Source organism: Neisseria sp. HMSC056A03 (genome assembly GCF_001815685.1).
Lineage (GTDB): Bacteria > Pseudomonadota > Gammaproteobacteria > Burkholderiales > Neisseriaceae > Neisseria > Neisseria subflava.
Map to the genome: position 1 here is coordinate 163,021 of NZ_KV821641.1, position 16,626 is coordinate 179,646.

Below are 16,626 nucleotides of genomic sequence, written 5' to 3' on the forward strand. Positions count from 1 at the left end.
CAGGCCGTCTGAAAGGAATGGAATGATGGCTCAATTGTACCCGACTTGGCTACTTTGATACAGGGTCGGCAACCTGCCACGCTACGCCGCGCTCGTTTAGGGTTTTCTGCATGGCGACGGATGGTGGGCGGTCGGTAAACAGCTTATCGAATGCGCCGATATCGCCCAGCCTGACCAAGGCATTGCTGTTGAATTTGCTGTGATCGACGCCAAGATAGCGCACGCGGGCATTGTTCACCATCGCCTGCATGACGCTGACTTCCTTGTAATCGTCATCCAAAAGCGAGCCATCGTTTTCTATGCCGTGGGTACTCATGATGGCATAGTCGACTTTGAATTGGTTGATGAAATCGACGGTCGCCACGCCGGTAATACCGCCATCCAAGGGGCGGACCACGCCGGAAGCGATGATGACTGTGTAGTCGGTACGCGCCGCAGTGATGGAGGCAGCGTAGATGTTGTTGGTGATAATCCGCAAGTTTTTACGCTGCCTGACCAACTCGGCGGCAACGGCTTCCATGGTGGTGCCGATGCTGATAAACAGCGAGGCATTGTCGGGAATGGTGGAAGCAATCAGACGGGCAATGGCGTTTTTTTCCTGCTGCTGATGGTTACGCCGCTCCTGCCCTGCCGTTACGACTGAAACGTCGCCCAAAGATGCGCCGCCATGATAACGTTTAAGCTGCCCGGTCTCGCTCAACTCCTGCACATCGCGGCGTATGGTTTGCGGCGTAACATCCAAATTTACCGCCAATGCTTCCACCGTCATAAAGTTATGTTCGCGGACAAGGGTGAGGATATGTTCGTGTCTTTGGATTTTTGGTTTCATGGCGTTTCGTTTTGTAGGGATAAACCAATGGCCGTCTGAATATTTCAGACGGCCTTGTTATTGTCAAACCGATTACATCTCGAGTTTCTGTTCCAAGCGTTCCATACACGCGCCCAAGTGGCGGCGTATGACTTTGGTCACACGGTTGCGCTTGCCTGCCAGCAACAAATCGAGGATTTCTCGGTGTTCATGGTGCGAATTGGAATCGATGTTGCGCTTTTCTTTGCGAAGCGGATCGGAAACGGCCACAATCAATGAAGAGCGCGCGCACAAGGTATTCATGATTTCAAACAGGACATCGTTGTCCAGCAGCCGCGCCAATTCGACATGGAAGGCATTGGACAGGCGGTTCCAACCCACGCGGTCGCCGCTTTCGGAGGCTGCGCCCTCTTGCTCAATCATGGCGTAAAGCGGTTTCAGACGCGTTTCCAAATCAGGCATATCAATAAGGACGCTCAAAATCATGCTTTCCATTTCGATACGCGTGTTGAACACGTCTTTCATTTCTTTCAAGTCCGGCACATGGACAAATGCGCCGCGGTTGGGCTGTAAATCGACGATTTTATCGTGCGCCAAAAGCGACAATGCGCCACGCACGGTATTGCGCGAGCAAACCATTTGTCGGCAAAGCTCGGACTCGGTCAGTTTTTTACCCGGCAACAGCAGATGGTCGGTAATGCCGTCCAAAATCAATGCGTACACGCGGAAAAGTTCGGAATCGTGACGCTCTTCCAAAATAAGCGATGAAGTTGCAGGCGCAACGTTGGTATTATTTTCATAATCCATAATGTTTCCCCAGTATCCGTATTAAGGCGCAAGCGTTTACAGACCTGCATCTTTCGGGGTTGTTTAAAATATAATTAAAAATTGTTGACAATGTTAAACGAAACTTGCACAATGAGATCAACAAGCCAAGTTATAAAGGCTGATAGAGAGAGAGAAAAAAGGAATAAAAAGCAAGCAGATATATTCATGTTAATACGTGAATATATCTGCTTTTTTTGTGGGTAGCCGGTTCACGCCCCGGCACGCCCACCCTGAAACCGCCCTATTCTGTTTCGACAATCTCGAAACTGTGGCTCATTTTTGCCGCTTTGCCCAGCATAATCGATGCGGAGCAATATTTTTCGGCAGACATCTGTACGGCGCGTTCAATCGCGCTTTCCTGCAAATCCCGACCATACACTTTGAAATGGATATGGATTTCGGTAAACACGCGCGGCGCGGTGTCGGCGCGTTTGGCAGTCACTTCGGCACGGCAGTCGGTGATTTTTTGGCGTTGTTTCTCGGCAATCATCACTACATCGATGCTGGAACAGCCTGCTACACCCAACAACAGCATTTCCATCGGGCTGGGGCCGCGTTTGACTTCGCCTTCAGCCGCCGCGCCTTCCATCACAACGCTGTGTCCATTTGCCGTTGTACCGACGAAGCACATTCCGTCTATCCATTTTGAAGTAACTTGCATGGTGTCTTTTTTATCCGTAAAAGCATTAATCCGATATTGTAAACAATTTCAATTGATAAACCTAGTCAGGCCGTCTGAAAAATACAATCAATTACAATTGGCCTAAACGCATTATTCGTCCCGATACGCCCAATGATTGACCGGCCCGTGCCCTGCCCCGATGCCCAAAGGATGGGAAATGGCAGCGGCAATATAGTTTTTTGCCGTTTGAACCGCCTCAGGCACGCTAAACCCTTTTGCCAACTCGGCTGTGATGCAGGCAGAAAACGTGCAGCCCGTGCCATGGGTATGCGGCGTTGGGAAACGTTTGCTGTTCAGCTCGATGGTTTCGTATGGCGTAAACAACCAGTCGGTGCAATATTCGCTTTGGCTGTCGGCAAGATGGCCGCCTTTAATCACCACATTTTTCACGCCCCAATCCTGAAGAATTTTGGCGGCGCGTTCCGCATCTTGGCGGTTTTCAATATTAATACCCGTCAAAGCCTGCGCTTCGGGCAAGTTTGGGGTCAAGACGTCCGTATGCGGCAGCAGCAGGCGTTTCATGGCTTCGACGGCTGAATTTTCCAACAACGGCGCGCCGCCTTTGGCGATCATGACCGGATCCAACACGCGTTTGCCGAAGTCGCATTCGGCGGTTTGTTCCGCCACGCATTCGATGATTTCCGCCGTACCCAGCATGCCGATTTTATAGGCACGGATTTGGAAATCCTCCTGAATCGCGGCAATTTGCGCGGCAATCATGTCGGTCGGTATCGGATGCACTGCCGATACGCCCAAAGTATTTTGTGCAGTAACCGCTGTCAGTACGCTGGTACCGAACACGCCGCGCATCTGAAATGTCTTCAAATCCGCCTGTATGCCCGCGCCACCGCCGGAATCTGAACCGGCAATCGTCAACGTTTGAATAAAAAGTTCATCCATCGTGTCCTCCTGTTTTTCAGACGGCCTTTTGCTTATCGTTATGGAAAGCCGTTTGGTTTTATCCGCAAACAAAGGCATTCGCCGTCTATCTTTCCGAATGCCTTATCTGTTGTTTTGCCAAAAACAAATATATGTTCTCGGGCGAAATATCTTAACAAACAAAAGGCCGTCTGAAAACTATTTTCATTTTCAGACGGCCTGTTCAATTTTAAACCTATTCAGGCTTAATCTTCGTATGCGTCAATCGGCAAGCAGGAGCAAATCAGATTGCGGTCGCCATACACTTCATCTACCCGTTTCACGCTCGGCCAGAATTTGTGTTCGCGGACGAACGGCAATGGGAAGACGGCTTCTTCGCGGGAGTAAGGATGCGTCCATTCGCCGGTTACGTCTGATGCAGTGTGCGGAGCGTTGACCAGCGGATTGTCTTCTTTTGGCCATTCGCCGCGCTCGACTTTCAGTACTTCCTGTTTGATTTGTTTCAGGGCGGCGATGAAGCGGTCGAGTTCGGCTTTGCTTTCGCTCTCGGTCGGCTCAATCATCAGCGTACCGGCAACAGGGAAAGAAACCGTCGGCGCGTGGAAGCCGTAGTCCATCAGGCGTTTGGCGATGTCGGTTTCGGTAATGCCGCTTTCGGCTTTGAGCGGACGCAAATCGACGATACATTCGTGCGCGACGCGGCCGTTTTTGCCTGTGTACAGGATCGGATAGTCTTCGCTCAGACGTTTGGCGACGTAGTTGGCGTTGAGCAATGCCCAGCGTGTCGCCTGTTCCATGCCTTGTTTGCCCATCATGGTCAGGTACATCCAAGTAATCGGCAGGATGGACGCAGAACCATATGCTGCCGCAGCCACGGCAGTTTGATCGGCACTGGCATTGTGCATATCGGTCACCACATGGCCTGGCGCGAACGGAGCCAAATGGGCTTTCAAGCCAATCGGACCCATGCCCGGGCCGCCACCGCCGTGAGGGATACAGAAGGTTTTGTGCAGGTTCATGTGTAACACGTCTGCACCGACTTCGGCAGGCTGCATGATGCCGATTTGGGCATTGAGGTTGGCGCCGTCCATGTAAACCTGTCCGCCGTTTTCATGAATAATGCGGCAGATGTCGCGGATGCCTTCTTCGTACACGCCGTGGGTGGACGGGTAGGTAATCATGATGGCGGACAAAGCATCGCGGTGTTGCTCGGCTTTGGCTTTCAAATCGTCAATATTGACGTTGCCGTGTTCGTCGGTATCGACAACGACGACTTTCAAGCCCAGCATGGCCGCAGTCGCAGGGTTGGTACCGTGGGCTGATTTTGGAATCAGACAGATGTTGCGGTGTCCTTCGCCATTGGCTTCTTGATAGCGGCGGATGGAGAGCATACCGGTGTATTCGCCTTGTGCGCCGGAGTTGGGCTGGAAGGAAATCGCGTCAAAGCCGGTGATGGCTTTCAGGCTGTTTTCCATATCGGCAAGCAATTCGCGATAGCCGGCGGTTTGCGCTTCGGGAGCGTAAGGATGGATGTCGGTGAACTCAGCCCAAGTAATCGGCAACATTTCCGCAGTCGCGTTGAGTTTCATGGTGCAGCTGCCCAATGAAATCATGCTGCGGTTCATCGCCAAGTCGCGGTCTTCGAGTTTTTTCAGGTAGCGCAACATTTCGTGTTCGGTGTGGTAACTGTTGAACACAGGATGTTGCAGAATGTCGTCCTGACGCAGCAATTCGGCATTCAGACGACCTTTGACATCATCGGCAAATGTGAATGTATCTTTGCCGGTAAATGCGCGGTACAAATCGACCAAATCTTCGTATGCCGACGTTTCATGGAACGCAGCCGCAACTTGAGTATCGTTGACGCGGCGCAGGTTGTAACCCGATTTCAAAGCAGCGGCAAACACTTGGTCTGCTTTCTCTTTGCTGCCGAAATCAACGGTAACGGTATCAAAGAAGACTTTGTGAACCACATTCAGGCCGTCTGAAACCAGCGCATCGGCAAAGGCAGAAGCCAGCGCATGAATGCGGTTGACAATGCGTTTCACGCCTTCAGGGCCGTGGTAAACGGCATACATACCGGCCAAGTTTGCCAGCAATGCTTGTGCGGTACAAATATTGGATGTCGCTTTTTCGCGGCGGATGTGTTGCTCACGGGTGGACAAAGCCATACGCAAGGCAGGTTTACCCGATGCGTCTTTGGATACGCCGATGATGCGGCCCGGGGCGGAGCGTTTGAACTCGTCTTTAAACGCAAAATAAGCAGCGTGCGGACCACCAAAGCCCATCGGCACACCGAAGCGTTGGGTGTTGCCCAAAGCAATATCTGCGCCCACTTCGGCCGGAGACTTCAGCAAAACCAAGCTCATGATGTCGGCTGCAACGGCCACGATTGTGCCTTTGGCTTTCAGACGGCCGATAACGTCCTGCAAGTCTTGCACATCGCCGTCTTTGCCGACGTATTGGAACAGCGCGCCGAAGTATTCGCCCTCATCCGCTTGGGCAAAATCGCCGACCACCAGTTCAAAGCCGAAATATTTGGCACGGGTTTTCATCACGTCTAAAGTTTGCGGATACACGCGCGCATCCACAAAGAAACGCTCGGATTTCACTTTGCCCACGCGGTGCGCCATCGCCATCGCTTCAGCGGCGGCAGTTGCCTCGTCCAACAAAGACGCGCCTGCCACGGGGAAACCGGTCAAATCAATGCACACCTGCTGGAAGTTCAACAACGCTTCCAAACGCCCCTGCGCGATTTCCGCCTGATACGGCGTATAGGCGGTGTACCAGCCCGGATTTTCCAATACGTTGCGCAAAATCACATTCGGCACGCGGGTCGGGTAATAGCCCAAGCCGATATAGGACTTGTTGATCACGTTTTTCGCCGCAATGGCTTTCAGCTTCGCCAACGCGTCCGCCTCGGTCAGGGCTGCGGGCAGGTCGAGTTCGGACAGCATACGGATGCTTTGCGGCACGGTATTGCCGACAAAATCATCCATGCTCTTCTCGCCGAGCGCTTCCAAAAGCGCAGCCTCGTCGCCAAAGCTCAAATGGCGCGCGGCAAATTCGTTCGGGTTGAACAATTCAGATAGTTTCATTTCTACTCCTTCGGTGTTATCGATATCAACACTGTTTTTTCTTGCAGATGTTGTTTCAGACGGCCTCCGCCCACTTTGGACGACATGCCAATATTTCCCTATAAACCGGACAGGTTTCCACATGCGCGCCAGGCAGGTAGCCGGTACTCATCAGAAATTCGCCGACGATTTCGCCGCCGACAAATTTGAAATGTTTTTTAAACAGCTTCACCCATTCAGTCTTGTCGAGCGGATGGTGAGTATCCAGCCAGTTTTTGAATGAGCCGTATTCTTGCTGTATTTGTCTGATTTGTCGCGCGTTATAAATGGCTGCGTTGATTTTCAGGCGGTTGCGGACGATACCTGCATCGGCAAGCAGTCGCTCAATATCGGCTTCGTCAAATGCGGCGACCGTATCGATGTCGAAACCTTTAAATGCCGTCTGAAATGCCTGCTGCTTCTTCAGCATCAGCGTCCAGCTTAATCCTGCCTGATTGATTTCCAACACCAGCCGCTCAAACAATTCATTGTCGTCCTCAATCGGAAAACCGTATTGCGTGTCGTGATAATGTTTGTTGGGGTTGTCCGTATCGTCGGGAAGCGTGGCGACAAATTCGCAGTAATTCATGTTTGCTGAGGAAAATTTGAAACAAAGGCCGTCTGAAAGCATTTTTCAGACGACCTAAGACCTGCAATATCAAACAGATGAAAACCTGTTTGGATGTTTGCAAAAATCAAGCTACTTCGCCTGCGTATTGTTCGGCAGTCAGCAGACCGTCGTAATCGGCAGGGTTGGCAGGTTTGATTTTGAAGAACCAGCCTGCGCCGTAAGGATCGCTGTTGGCAGTTTCCGGAGCGCTTGGCAAATCTTCGTTGACGGCAACGACTTCGCCTGCAATCGGTGCATACACGTCAGATGCGGCTTTTACAGACTCAACCACACCGGCTTGCTCTTCGGCAGCCAGGTTTGCGCCGACTTCTGGCAGCTCGACAAACACGATGTCGCCCAACAGCTCTTGCGCGTGATGGGTAATACCGACGGTGATGGTGCCGTCTTCTTCAAGGCGCAGCCATTCGTGGCTGGCAACGTATTTCAGTTCTGCTGGGATGTTGCTCATGGTTTGATACTCCATTGATAGGGGGTTATTTTCGGACGGCATCTGCTCAGCTTAACGTGCGCAGATACCTCGTGCGATTAATTCTTCCAAGCGTCCGTAATGGACGGCAATCATATTGTTTTTATCTTGTTCCAATTTTTGCTTTTGGGCGGAAGGAAGTTTAGGGGAAGCAGAATAATCCAAATATGCTTCGTTTATCTTGCGCTTGTTACTTGCCATTGCGCCACTTGCGCGGAATACAACGATTCCTTGTTTGGACCTCATATTGTCTGCAACGGCAACCTTCAGGCCTTTGCTGCGGTAATCTGCACAAATGCCTGTAACAGCCGATACTTTATCCACTTCAACTGTTCCCGCATAACGGCTGAACGCAAACAGGGTAAATGATTTCGCTTGCGACAATGATTTCAGGTCGGAAGCACGGCTTCTACCCTTATTATCTTGCACGGCAATACTCAAATCATCATTCATGCGGATAATATCAAGAGCATATTCCTCGTCTATCGTCACCTCGCCGGCAATCTTTCCATTGCTGCCAACGGTTTTCATAAATGTTGCAGTACGGGATTTTCCTTCTGTATCGAAAAACATCAATCCGTGCTCACCGGCAGACGAAGCGCAAGCCGATAACATCAATAACAACAATAAACTGCCAAAGGTTGCTTTCATAGGAAACAACAATTCCTTAAAACCTGCTTTCAGACGACCCTTAACAAATAAAGGCCGTCTGAACCGATATTAATCAAACTGTTTCTGTCCGTTGCGTACAAACGGCAGCTTCAATACGCGCACGTCCACCTCTTTGCCGCGTATCAGCACTTTGGCGGTATCGCCGTCAAAATCTTTCGGAACGCGGGCGATGGCGATGGATTGTTTCAGGCTGGGCGAGAATACGCCGCTGGTGGTTTCGCCTTTGCCTTTATCGGTCAACACTTCCATATGCGCCCGCAGGATGCCGCCTTTGTCGAGCAGCAAACCGACTTGTTTGACGGCAACGCCTTTTTCTTTCAATGCCAGCAAGGCGGCTTTGCCGACGAAATCGCGGTTTTCGTCTTTCAAATCAACGGTCCAGCCCATGCCTGCTTCGAGCGGGCTGGTGTCGTCGTCCATATCGTTGCCGTAAAGGTTCATACCGGCTTCCATGCGCAGGGTGTCGCGCGCGCCGAGGCCGCAGGGCTGTACGCCGGCTTGTTGCAGGGCTTTGAAGAATGCGACGGCTTCGGTACCGGGCAGGATGACTTCGACGCCGTCTTCGCCGGTGTAGCCGGTGCGGGCGACAAACCAGTCGTTGCCCAAATCCGCGCCTTGGAACGGTTTGAGGTTGTGGACGACATCCGCCCATTCGGGTTTGACGGTCAGGAGTTTTTCAATGGCTTTAGGGCCTTGTACGGCAAGCATACCGAGGTCGTAGCGCGGATTGAAGGCAACGCCGAACTCTTGTCCGACTTTGTGGAATTGCGCCGTGTCTTTTTCGCGGGTCGCGCCGTTGGACACGATGCGGTATTGGGTTTCGGCTTCGTTGGTGCGGTAAACGATTAAGTCGTCGATTACGCCGCCGTTGTCGTTGAGCAAAGCGGAATAAAGGGCTTTGCCGACAAAAGCGAGTTTGGCGACATCGTTGGCAATCAATTTGCGGAAAAAGGCTTTGGCATTTGCGCCTGCTACGTCGGTAACGAGCATATGGGATACGTCAAACATACCGGCGTCGGTGCGCACGGCTTCGTGTTCGGCGATTTGTGAACCATAATGGATGGGCAGCTCCCAGCCGGCAAAATCTACCAGCTTCGCGCCTGCATCTTGATGGGCTTGATGAAATGGGGTGGTTTTCAGAGCAGTCATTCTCAAGTTTCTCCGGATTTTTTGTTCAGATGCCGCCCGCGCACCTGTGCGCGGATGACCCTATCTGTCCTTGAACCTGAGATTTTCGGCCGTATCCGCATGATGGCAAACCAGTCTGCTCACTGCTTTGCGCGGTTGTCTGAATGGTGGTTCAGACGGCCTTCTCCCCTTCGGTGGACGTTATTCCAACGCCGCTCTCCAGATTGTTTGTTTCAATGTGCAGTCCCTGATACCTGAGCGATTTAAGGGTGTCTGCGCCTTCGGTGGTTACATTGTAGTTGGGTGTAACACTCTCCTGCACATTTCCCGATTATGTCTTGAATCGGCAGTTTGGGCAAGTAGCCGACGAATATTTATGATGTGAATATTCGTCTTTTTATTGGGGCGGCAAAACCTGAGCCTTTATAAAATTTAGCCATGCGGCAAATGTTTTTGCAAAAGTCTCAAGGCCGTCTGAAGCCCTTGCCCGTTTTTCCTATATAATTCTGTTTTTTCGATTTATCTGCGTCCATCATGAACCGCCTCAAACGCATCAAAACCATCCTCTGCACGCTCTACCGCTACCGCCTTGCCGAGCTGATTGCCTCGCTGGTCCGTCCGGGTTGGGCGCGGACTTTCCTCAATATGCTGCCGCAGTCGTCCAAGTTCAAACACGAGACGCCTGCCGTGCGCCTGCGTTTGGCGTTGGAAAGCCTGGGGCCGATTTTCATCAAATTCGGACAGGTATTGTCCACGCGCCCCGATTTGATTCCGCACGATTACGCGGTCGAACTGGCAAGACTGCAAGACAAAGTGCCGCCGTTTGACGCGCAGCTTTCGCGCTCGCAAATCGAAAAATCACTGGGACAATCCATCGACACTTTATACGCGGAATTTGAAACCGAACCTGTCGCCAGCGCGTCCATCGCCCAGGTACACAAAGCCCGCCTGCATTCTGGCGAACAGGTTGCTGTAAAAGTCTTGCGCCCCAACCTTTTGCCCGTTATCGAACAGGATTTGTCGCTGATGCGCTTTGGTGCAGGCTGGGTGGAGCGTTTGTTTTCAGACGGCAAGCGTTTGAAGCCGCGCGAAGTAGTGGCCGAATTTGACAAATACCTGCACGACGAGTTGGACTTGATGCGCGAAGCCGCCAATGCCAGCCAGCTTGGCCGAAATTTTCAAAACAGCGATATGCTGATTGTGCCTAAGGTGTTTTACGATTACTGCACCAGAGACGTGCTGACTATCGAATGGATGGACGGCACGCCGGTATCGGACATCGCCAAACTCAAAGCCGACGGCATCGATTTGCACAAACTCGCCGATTACGGTGTGGAAATCTTCTTCACGCAAGTTTTCCGCGACGGCTTTTTCCATGCGGATATGCACCCCGGCAATATTTTGGTCGCCGCCGACAACCGCTACATCGCCCTCGATTTCGGCATCGTCGGCACGTTGACCGATTACGACAAACGCTATCTCGCCATCAACTTCCTCGCCTTCTTCAACCGCGATTACCACCGCGTCGCAACCGCCCACATCGAATCAGGTTGGGTGCCTGCCGATACGCGTGCGGAAGAATTGGAAGCCGCTGTCCGCGCCGTGTGCGAACCTGTGTTCAACAAACCGATTTCGCAGATTTCCTTCGGCTTGGTGCTGATGCGCCTGTTTGAAGTCAGCCGCCGCTTCAATGTCGAAATCCAGCCGCAGCTGGTATTGCTGCAAAAAACGCTGCTCAACATCGAAGGCTTGGGCCGCCAGCTCGATCCCGATTTGGACTTGTGGAAAACCGCCAAACCGTTTTTGGTGCGCTGGATGAACGAACAGGTCGGCCCCAAAGCCCTTTGGCGCAACCTCAAAAACGAAGCTCCCGATTGGGCGCAAATCATCCCTTCCCTGCCGCGCAAAATCAGTGCGCTGATTGATGAAAACCGCCAACAGGAAATGCGCGATGCCTATGTTCACTTGGTCAAAGTACAGCAACGCCAAAGCCTGTGGCTGGGTGTGATTGCGGTTGTTTTGCTGCTGATTTTGCTGTTTAAGTAAACCGTAATACAGCTTTAAACGACATAATAAAGGCCGTCTGAAATCTGATTTTCAGACGGCCTTTTATATACCGACCTATTCTTTTTTCTCGTGCTGAACATGTCCGCTTTCGGCTTCAATATGCCGTCTGAAGCGCAAACCTGCGGCATGGTAAAACGGATGCGGCGAGAATTGGCGCGAGACTTGCGAAGCGAAGATGCAAGTCAACAACATCCAAAACAGTAAATTCTGTCCGCCCGTCATTTCCATGACCACCACGGCGGCGGTCAACGGCGATTGGGTCGCGGCGGCAAGGAACGCGGCCATGCAGAGCAAAACCGCGACATTGGACGCGTCGCCCAGTTGCGCGAAAGAAGCCATGTGTTCGCCTATCATCGCACCGATGGTTAACGACGGCGTGAAGATGCCGCCGGGAATGCCTGCCCAATAGCTGAACACGGTTGCCGCCCATTTTGCGACTGCCAAGCCGAACGGCGCTTCATACGCGCCTTTGAGTGCGGCTGCGGCTTCGTGATAGCCCGTGCCATAGGTTTTACCTTGATAAAACGTGCCGAGCAATGCCAGAAAAATACCCATTGCAAAGGCGACCACCAACAAATGGCGGCGGATGAAACTGCGCCAGCGTACCGGTGCGAATGCCGCCGCGCCACGATACAAAAAGCTACTGAACAATCCGCCAGCCACGCCGCAGACGATGCCCGACACCGCCGCCCACATCAGCATGTTTGGCAGCTCATGCCCTTGAAAACCTGAGAAATACGGGTTATTGCCCTGTATCGCCACTTGAATGAAACCGGCCGCCAACACGCCCATCAGGATTTGACGTTCCCAACGTAAAAGCACGCCGCGCCCCAATTCTTCGATGGCAAACACCACGCCGGCCAAAGGCGCGTTAAACGCCGCCGCCAAACCGCCGGCCGCACCTGCGGCAATCAAATCGTTTTCCTGCATGCCCCTAAACGCCAGCCCGTGCTTTTTACACCACGCGCCCCAAGCATTCATTACCGCCGCGCCCACTTGCACAGACGGCCCTTCCCTGCCGACAGACGCGCCCAACAGCATGGCGCAAAACGTCAGCGGAATTTTGAAAAAGGTTTCGCCCAAACGAATCAAACGGGTTTTCTGCACGCCATAAGGTAAAGACAATGAAGCGATGACCTGCGGAATACCGCTGCCGGAAGTATACGGCGCAAATTTGCGCGTAAACCATGCCAAAAGCGGCAAACCCAGCGGCAAAGCCACCCACGCAAACCACGAATATTTCCCTACCAACAAAGCGTTCCATTCCAAAGCCAAATCCGCCAAGTACGCAAACATCAAAGCCGTCAAGGCAACCAGTGCCGAGCCTGCCAGCAAAAACAGAAGGGCAATGCTCTTTTTCGACAGGCGTTTGGTTTGGCGGATTTTGTGGGCAAGGCGCGCCGCCCAAGTCTGGGGAAATTTCATAATAAACACGCAGTCAATGTGTTCAGACGGCCTTGATACTTTTCTCAAAGGCCGTCTGAAAACAAGGATAAAGGTTTTTAAGAACGGTAATCCGCGTTAATCGACACATACTCGTGCGACAAATCGCAGGTATAGACGGCCGCCGTCGTATCGCCGCGTTGCAAATCGATGCGGACGGTGATTTCCGGACGGTTCATCACGGCTTGTCCTGCTTCCTCGGTATAGCTTTCCGCGCGGCCACCGTTTTCGGCAACCAACACGTCATCCAGCCACATTTTCAAAGCATCGACGTCCAAGTCTTCAATACCGGCATAGCCGACGGCTGCCAACAGACGGCCCAAGTTCGGGTCGGAGGCAAAGAAAGCGGTTTTCACCAAAGGCGAATGTGCAACGGCATAAGCCACTTTGCGCGCCTCTTCGCGGTTTTTTGCGTTTTGCACTTCAATCGTGATGAACTTGTTCGCACCCTCGCCATCACGGACAATCGCCTGCGCCAATTCCAAAGCCAGTGAACCGAGCAAGGCTTTGAGCTGCGCATAGCGCGGATCGGCGGTATTGTCGATTTCGCTCTGACCGCAACGGCCTGTCGCCATAATCACGAAGCTGTCGTTGGTGCTGGTATCGCCGTCCACGGTAATCGTATTGAAACTTTCGTCTGCGATTTCTTGCGTCATCAGCTGCAAAATCGGTTGGGACACATTGGCATCGGTAGCGATAAACGACAACATGGTCGCCATGTTCGGATGAATCATACCCGAGCCTTTGGCGATACCGGTGGCGCGGACTGTGTGTTTTTTGCCGACCAGACCTGTGCGTGAAGCAGCTTTCGGTACAGTATCCGTCGTCATGATGGCACGGGCCGCGTCCGACCAAAATGCAGGGCGCACTTGCGGCAAAGCGGCCACGATTTTATCCACAGGCAGCGGCTCCAAAATCACGCCGGTCGAAAACGGCATAATCTGATTGGATTGGCAGCCGACCTGTTCCGCCGCCGCCGCGCATACTTTAATCGCGTCCAGACGGCCTTGTGCGCCGGTACCCGCATTGGCATTGCCCGTATTGATGACTAAAGCACACACGCCATCTTGGTCAAACAGATGCGACTTGGCGATATGCACCGGCGCGGCGCAGAAACGGTTTTGCGTAAACACCGCGCCCACCGTATGACCGCCGCCCAACACCATCAGCGTCAAATCGTCGCGGTCTTGTTGCTTGATGCCGGCACGACCTGTAAACAGACGGATGCCGTCGATTTCCAACAATTCGTCTGCACGTTTTTCAGTCAAATTTACAGCCATATCATTTTCTCCTGTTTACACTATTTTCAGACGGCCTAAACGCTATACGCCCAATAAGGGGATCAAGATAGGCACCAATATCGCCGTCAACACGCCGTTGAGCGTCAAGCCCAAGCCGGCATATGCGGCCATACGGCGACCATATTCCAAAGACGCCGCAATACCCATCGCATGCGAGGCCGTACCCAAAGACATTCCCACTGAAGAAGGCATATACAATGCTCCTTTCAACACTTTATATCCGGCCATCTGTCCAAAAAGCCCGGCAATAATCACCGTTGCCGCCGTAATCGCCGGAATACCGCCGACCGATGCCGTGATTTCAATCGCAATCGGGTTGGTCACGGATTTGGAAGCCAGCGACAGAATCACTTCGCGCGAAGCGCCCAGCCATTTGGCAAAATACACGCCCGTAACAATGCCTGTCACGCTGCCCGCCAACTGCGACAACACCACCGGCAACCACTGGCTGCGGATACGGTCCCAATTTCGATAAAGCGGCACCGCCAGCAACACGACTGCCGGTTTCAACCAAAAATCAATAAAGTGCGAAGCAGAATGGTACAGCTCGTAATCGATGGCAAATACTTTCAAATACCCCATCAACACCAGCGTACTGATCAATACCGGATTACACAGCACATTCCCCGTGCGCGCCCGAATCTGCACCGCCAAAGCATATACGGCCAAAGTCAGGAACAGCATGACCGAGGGCATGCGCAACAGCCCGTCTATATTCATCACATCCACCTCCTGACCCACTCATGCACTTTGCCGGTCACCAACAATACGCAGATCGTACTGCCGATTGTAGCCGTCAAAATCGAAAACCAGTCGTTTGCAATCACATCCAAATAACTGATGACGGCCACGCAAGGCGGCACCAAAAACAAAGTCAGGTTTGCCATCAAAATGTCAGCCAGCTCCCCCACCCAAGACAATTTGACCCAGCCGGCCTGAAGCGCGGCAAACAGCAAAGCCATGCCGACAATACTGCCCGGCAGCTTCAACCCCAAAATCCAAACGGTTGCCTCGCCCAAAGCCAGGCAACCCAATACCACCAATAAAGCACGAATAATATTCATTAAGCCGGTTTCTCCTTATCCTTTTTCAGACGGCCTCAAAAAATTTATTAATCATTGAATCATATCGTGCCACAGGCCGTCTGAAAAGGGAAGAAACGCCTTCCTTCAAGTTTAATGAAAGATAAGTATGATTACTCTAGCGGATTGGCTTAGGCAATGTCGAAACCCCTACCCTGCTTTTGTCTTTAACGGCCGCCGCAAACCGGGCATTCGGGATTGCGTCTCACCCCGTATTGCTGCCATTTTCCGCTCAACGCGTTGTAGGTAGAAAGTTTGCCGTGCGACGGCGTACCGATACCGATCAGCACTTTAAGCGCTTCGGCGGCTTGGGTCGTTCCGATAACGCCGACCAACGGCGAAAAAACGCCGAACAATGCACAAGCGCCATCGCTGGCTTGTTCGCCGTCAAATAGGCAGGCATAGCAAGGCGTATCGGGAAGATCGGGACGATACACGGCGATTTGTCCGTCAAAGCCGACGGCCGCGGCGGAAACCAAAGGCGTGCGCGTGGCAACGGCGGCGCGGTTGACCGCCTGGCGTGTGGGATAATTGTCGGAACAATCAAGGATGATGTCGGCGGCGTTTGCCAATTCGACAAGCCTGGCCTCATCAAGAAATTCGGCAATGGCTGTAATGTGTGTTTGGCTATTGATCTGTTTCAGACGGCCTTGCATGACCAAAGCCTTGTTTTTACCGATGTCGGCTTCGGTAAACATGATTTGGCGTTGAAGGTTGGTCTCGTCGATGGTATCGGCATCGGCAATCGTCAGGCTGCCGATACCGGCGGCGGCAAGATACGGCAAGGCCGCCGCACCCAGCCCGCCGCAACCGACAACAAGCACATGGGCAGCCAAGAGTTTTTCTTGGCCTTCGATACCGATTTCGTCAAGCAAGATATGGCGGCTGAACCGCAAGAGTTGTTGATCGTTCATCATAATAATAAGGCCGTCTGAAACCCAATGTTCAGACGGCCTGAATGGTTTAGAAATTAATATTTTCGTATGCGTTGTCAAACAAGAAAGGACGGCCTTCGCTGCTGGTTTCGGATTCTAGGCGGATGCCGCTGAGCATCATATTGCGGTCAACGTCTTTCATCATGTCGTAAACGCTCAAGAGCGCCAAATTGAGGCCGGCCAGGGCTTCGGTGGCAATGCTGCCGTTGCTGTGCGCTTGGACGGTCAGCGTGGCCTTCAGGCAGGCCAACTCAACGTTAATATCGAAATCAACCTGCACGCCGATGATGCGGCCGGGCAGGTGCAGCGGAATCAGGTTGGCAGTCTGTTTGATGCTCTGAATGGCGGCAACGCGGGCAATGGTCAGGATACTTGCCTTTTCGGTGGCATTCTCTATCAACATCCTTATCGCCTGCTGGCTCATGTTGATAGTGCCGACGGCGACGGCGGTGTGTTGCTCAGGAAAATCGGGTTGGTTGGGAAATTCAATCATGGGTTTCTCGCCTCTGTTTTGATGGGCAATATTTTACGGCATTTTACAGACAGCGACCACGCGGCGGATACAGACGGCCGTTTTCCGGTTTGAAA

General features: G+C 52.5%; 16 protein-coding genes and 1 riboswitch. Of the genes, 1 reads left to right on the forward strand and 15 read right to left on the reverse strand.

Going from position 1 to position 16,626, the window contains the following annotated elements:
* Positions 1-49 precede the first annotated feature (49 nt).
* The 9 genes from HMPREF3052_RS07745 to gcvT all read right to left on the reverse strand — a co-directional run bounded on the left by HMPREF3052_RS07745 (position 50) and on the right by gcvT (position 9,231).
* Positions 50-829 carry a DeoR/GlpR family DNA-binding transcription regulator gene (locus HMPREF3052_RS07745; protein ID WP_070749402.1) on the reverse strand — a complete coding sequence of 260 codons (780 nt, stop codon included), beginning with the start codon at positions 827-829 and terminating at the stop codon, positions 50-52.
* A gap of 72 nt (positions 830-901) precedes the next feature.
* Positions 902-1,615 (reverse strand): GntR family transcriptional regulator, encoded by a 714-nt coding sequence (locus HMPREF3052_RS07750; RefSeq protein WP_070749403.1) that lies wholly within the window; start codon positions 1,613-1,615, stop codon positions 902-904.
* A gap of 262 nt (positions 1,616-1,877) precedes the next feature.
* A complete protein-coding gene (locus HMPREF3052_RS07755; protein WP_003679886.1) occupies positions 1,878-2,297 on the reverse strand; it encodes an OsmC family protein in 420 nt (139 codons plus the stop codon).
* Between the two features lie 111 nt (positions 2,298-2,408).
* Positions 2,409-3,218, reverse strand: a complete 810-nt coding sequence (gene thiD / locus HMPREF3052_RS07760) for a bifunctional hydroxymethylpyrimidine kinase/phosphomethylpyrimidine kinase (RefSeq protein WP_049332169.1) — start codon at positions 3,216-3,218, stop codon at positions 2,409-2,411.
* Between the two features lie 224 nt (positions 3,219-3,442).
* Entirely contained in the window at positions 3,443-6,295 is a 2,853-nt protein-coding gene (gene gcvP / locus HMPREF3052_RS07765; protein WP_070749404.1) for an aminomethyl-transferring glycine dehydrogenase, read from the reverse strand.
* Between the two features lie 55 nt (positions 6,296-6,350).
* Entirely contained in the window at positions 6,351-6,902 is a 552-nt protein-coding gene (locus HMPREF3052_RS07770; RefSeq protein ID WP_070749405.1) for a DNA-3-methyladenine glycosylase I, read from the reverse strand.
* A 106-nt stretch (positions 6,903-7,008) separates the two neighbouring features.
* Entirely contained in the window at positions 7,009-7,407 is a 399-nt protein-coding gene (gene gcvH, locus HMPREF3052_RS07775) for a glycine cleavage system protein GcvH (protein WP_036492952.1), read from the reverse strand.
* 36 nt (positions 7,408-7,443) lie between these two features.
* Positions 7,444-7,983, reverse strand: a complete 540-nt coding sequence (locus tag HMPREF3052_RS07780; RefSeq protein ID WP_141756623.1) for a hypothetical protein — start codon at positions 7,981-7,983, stop codon at positions 7,444-7,446.
* Between the two features lie 147 nt (positions 7,984-8,130).
* A complete protein-coding gene (gene gcvT / locus HMPREF3052_RS07785) occupies positions 8,131-9,231 on the reverse strand; it encodes a glycine cleavage system aminomethyltransferase GcvT (protein WP_070734729.1) in 1,101 nt (366 codons plus the stop codon).
* A gap of 210 nt (positions 9,232-9,441) precedes the next feature.
* Positions 9,442-9,539: riboswitch (glycine riboswitch) on the reverse strand.
* Between the two features lie 205 nt (positions 9,540-9,744).
* On the opposite strand from gcvT, the gene ubiB reads away from it, so the two are divergent.
* Entirely contained in the window at positions 9,745-11,256 is a 1,512-nt protein-coding gene (gene ubiB / locus HMPREF3052_RS07790; protein ID WP_003684607.1) for a ubiquinone biosynthesis regulatory protein kinase UbiB, read from the forward strand.
* A 75-nt stretch (positions 11,257-11,331) separates the two neighbouring features.
* On the opposite strand, the gene HMPREF3052_RS07795 is transcribed toward ubiB, so the two are convergent.
* From HMPREF3052_RS07795 to HMPREF3052_RS07820, 6 genes are all read right to left on the reverse strand, one after another.
* The gene (locus HMPREF3052_RS07795; RefSeq protein WP_070749407.1) at positions 11,332-12,702 is read right to left on the reverse strand and encodes a chloride channel protein; all 1,371 of its coding nucleotides are present in this window, start codon (positions 12,700-12,702) and stop codon (positions 11,332-11,334) included.
* A gap of 77 nt (positions 12,703-12,779) precedes the next feature.
* The gene (gene argJ / locus HMPREF3052_RS07800) at positions 12,780-14,000 is read right to left on the reverse strand and encodes a bifunctional glutamate N-acetyltransferase/amino-acid acetyltransferase ArgJ (RefSeq protein ID WP_070749408.1); all 1,221 of its coding nucleotides are present in this window, start codon (positions 13,998-14,000) and stop codon (positions 12,780-12,782) included.
* 42 nt (positions 14,001-14,042) lie between these two features.
* The gene (locus HMPREF3052_RS07805) at positions 14,043-14,735 is read right to left on the reverse strand and encodes an LrgB family protein (protein WP_107810457.1); all 693 of its coding nucleotides are present in this window, start codon (positions 14,733-14,735) and stop codon (positions 14,043-14,045) included.
* Between the two features lie 5 nt (positions 14,736-14,740).
* Positions 14,741-15,085, reverse strand: coding sequence for a CidA/LrgA family protein (locus tag HMPREF3052_RS07810; protein WP_049343552.1), 345 nt, complete (start codon positions 15,083-15,085; stop codon positions 14,741-14,743).
* 185 nt (positions 15,086-15,270) lie between these two features.
* Positions 15,271-16,017: a HesA/MoeB/ThiF family protein gene (locus HMPREF3052_RS07815; protein ID WP_210399515.1), complete on the reverse strand. Its 747-nt coding sequence runs from the start codon at positions 16,015-16,017 to the stop codon at positions 15,271-15,273.
* A 49-nt stretch (positions 16,018-16,066) separates the two neighbouring features.
* Positions 16,067-16,531, reverse strand: coding sequence for a cyclic pyranopterin monophosphate synthase MoaC (locus HMPREF3052_RS07820; protein ID WP_070749411.1), 465 nt, complete (start codon positions 16,529-16,531; stop codon positions 16,067-16,069).
* Positions 16,532-16,626: the final 95 nt, after the last annotated feature.

What these genes read in the sequence shown, in the direction of transcription:
- gcvH (WP_036492952.1), bottom strand. Translation starts at nt 7,407, where the DNA reads ATGGAGTATCAAACCATGAGCAACATCCCAGCAGAACTGAAATACGTT.
- HMPREF3052_RS07745 (WP_070749402.1), bottom strand. Translation starts at nt 829, where the DNA reads ATGAAACCAAAAATCCAAAGACACGAACATATCCTCACCCTTGTCCGC.
- HMPREF3052_RS07750 (WP_070749403.1), bottom strand. Translation starts at nt 1,615, where the DNA reads ATGGATTATGAAAATAATACCAACGTTGCGCCTGCAACTTCATCGCTT.
- argJ (WP_070749408.1), bottom strand. Translation starts at nt 14,000, where the DNA reads ATGGCTGTAAATTTGACTGAAAAACGTGCAGACGAATTGTTGGAAATC.
- thiD (WP_049332169.1), bottom strand. Translation starts at nt 3,218, where the DNA reads ATGGATGAACTTTTTATTCAAACGTTGACGATTGCCGGTTCAGATTCC.
- ubiB (WP_003684607.1), top strand. Translation starts at nt 9,745, where the DNA reads ATGAACCGCCTCAAACGCATCAAAACCATCCTCTGCACGCTCTACCGC.
- HMPREF3052_RS07770 (WP_070749405.1), bottom strand. Translation starts at nt 6,902, where the DNA reads ATGAATTACTGCGAATTTGTCGCCACGCTTCCCGACGATACGGACAAC.
- HMPREF3052_RS07810 (WP_049343552.1), bottom strand. Translation starts at nt 15,085, where the DNA reads ATGAATATTATTCGTGCTTTATTGGTGGTATTGGGTTGCCTGGCTTTG.
- HMPREF3052_RS07780 (WP_141756623.1), bottom strand. Translation starts at nt 7,983, where the DNA reads ATGTTTTTCGATACAGAAGGAAAATCCCGTACTGCAACATTTATGAAA.
- HMPREF3052_RS07815 (WP_210399515.1), bottom strand. Translation starts at nt 16,017, where the DNA reads ATGAACGATCAACAACTCTTGCGGTTCAGCCGCCATATCTTGCTTGAC.
- gcvT (WP_070734729.1), bottom strand. Translation starts at nt 9,231, where the DNA reads ATGACTGCTCTGAAAACCACCCCATTTCATCAAGCCCATCAAGATGCA.
- HMPREF3052_RS07795 (WP_070749407.1), bottom strand. Translation starts at nt 12,702, where the DNA reads ATGAAATTTCCCCAGACTTGGGCGGCGCGCCTTGCCCACAAAATCCGC.
- gcvP (WP_070749404.1), bottom strand. Translation starts at nt 6,295, where the DNA reads ATGAAACTATCTGAATTGTTCAACCCGAACGAATTTGCCGCGCGCCAT.
- HMPREF3052_RS07820 (WP_070749411.1), bottom strand. Translation starts at nt 16,531, where the DNA reads ATGATTGAATTTCCCAACCAACCCGATTTTCCTGAGCAACACACCGCC.
- HMPREF3052_RS07755 (WP_003679886.1), bottom strand. Translation starts at nt 2,297, where the DNA reads ATGCAAGTTACTTCAAAATGGATAGACGGAATGTGCTTCGTCGGTACA.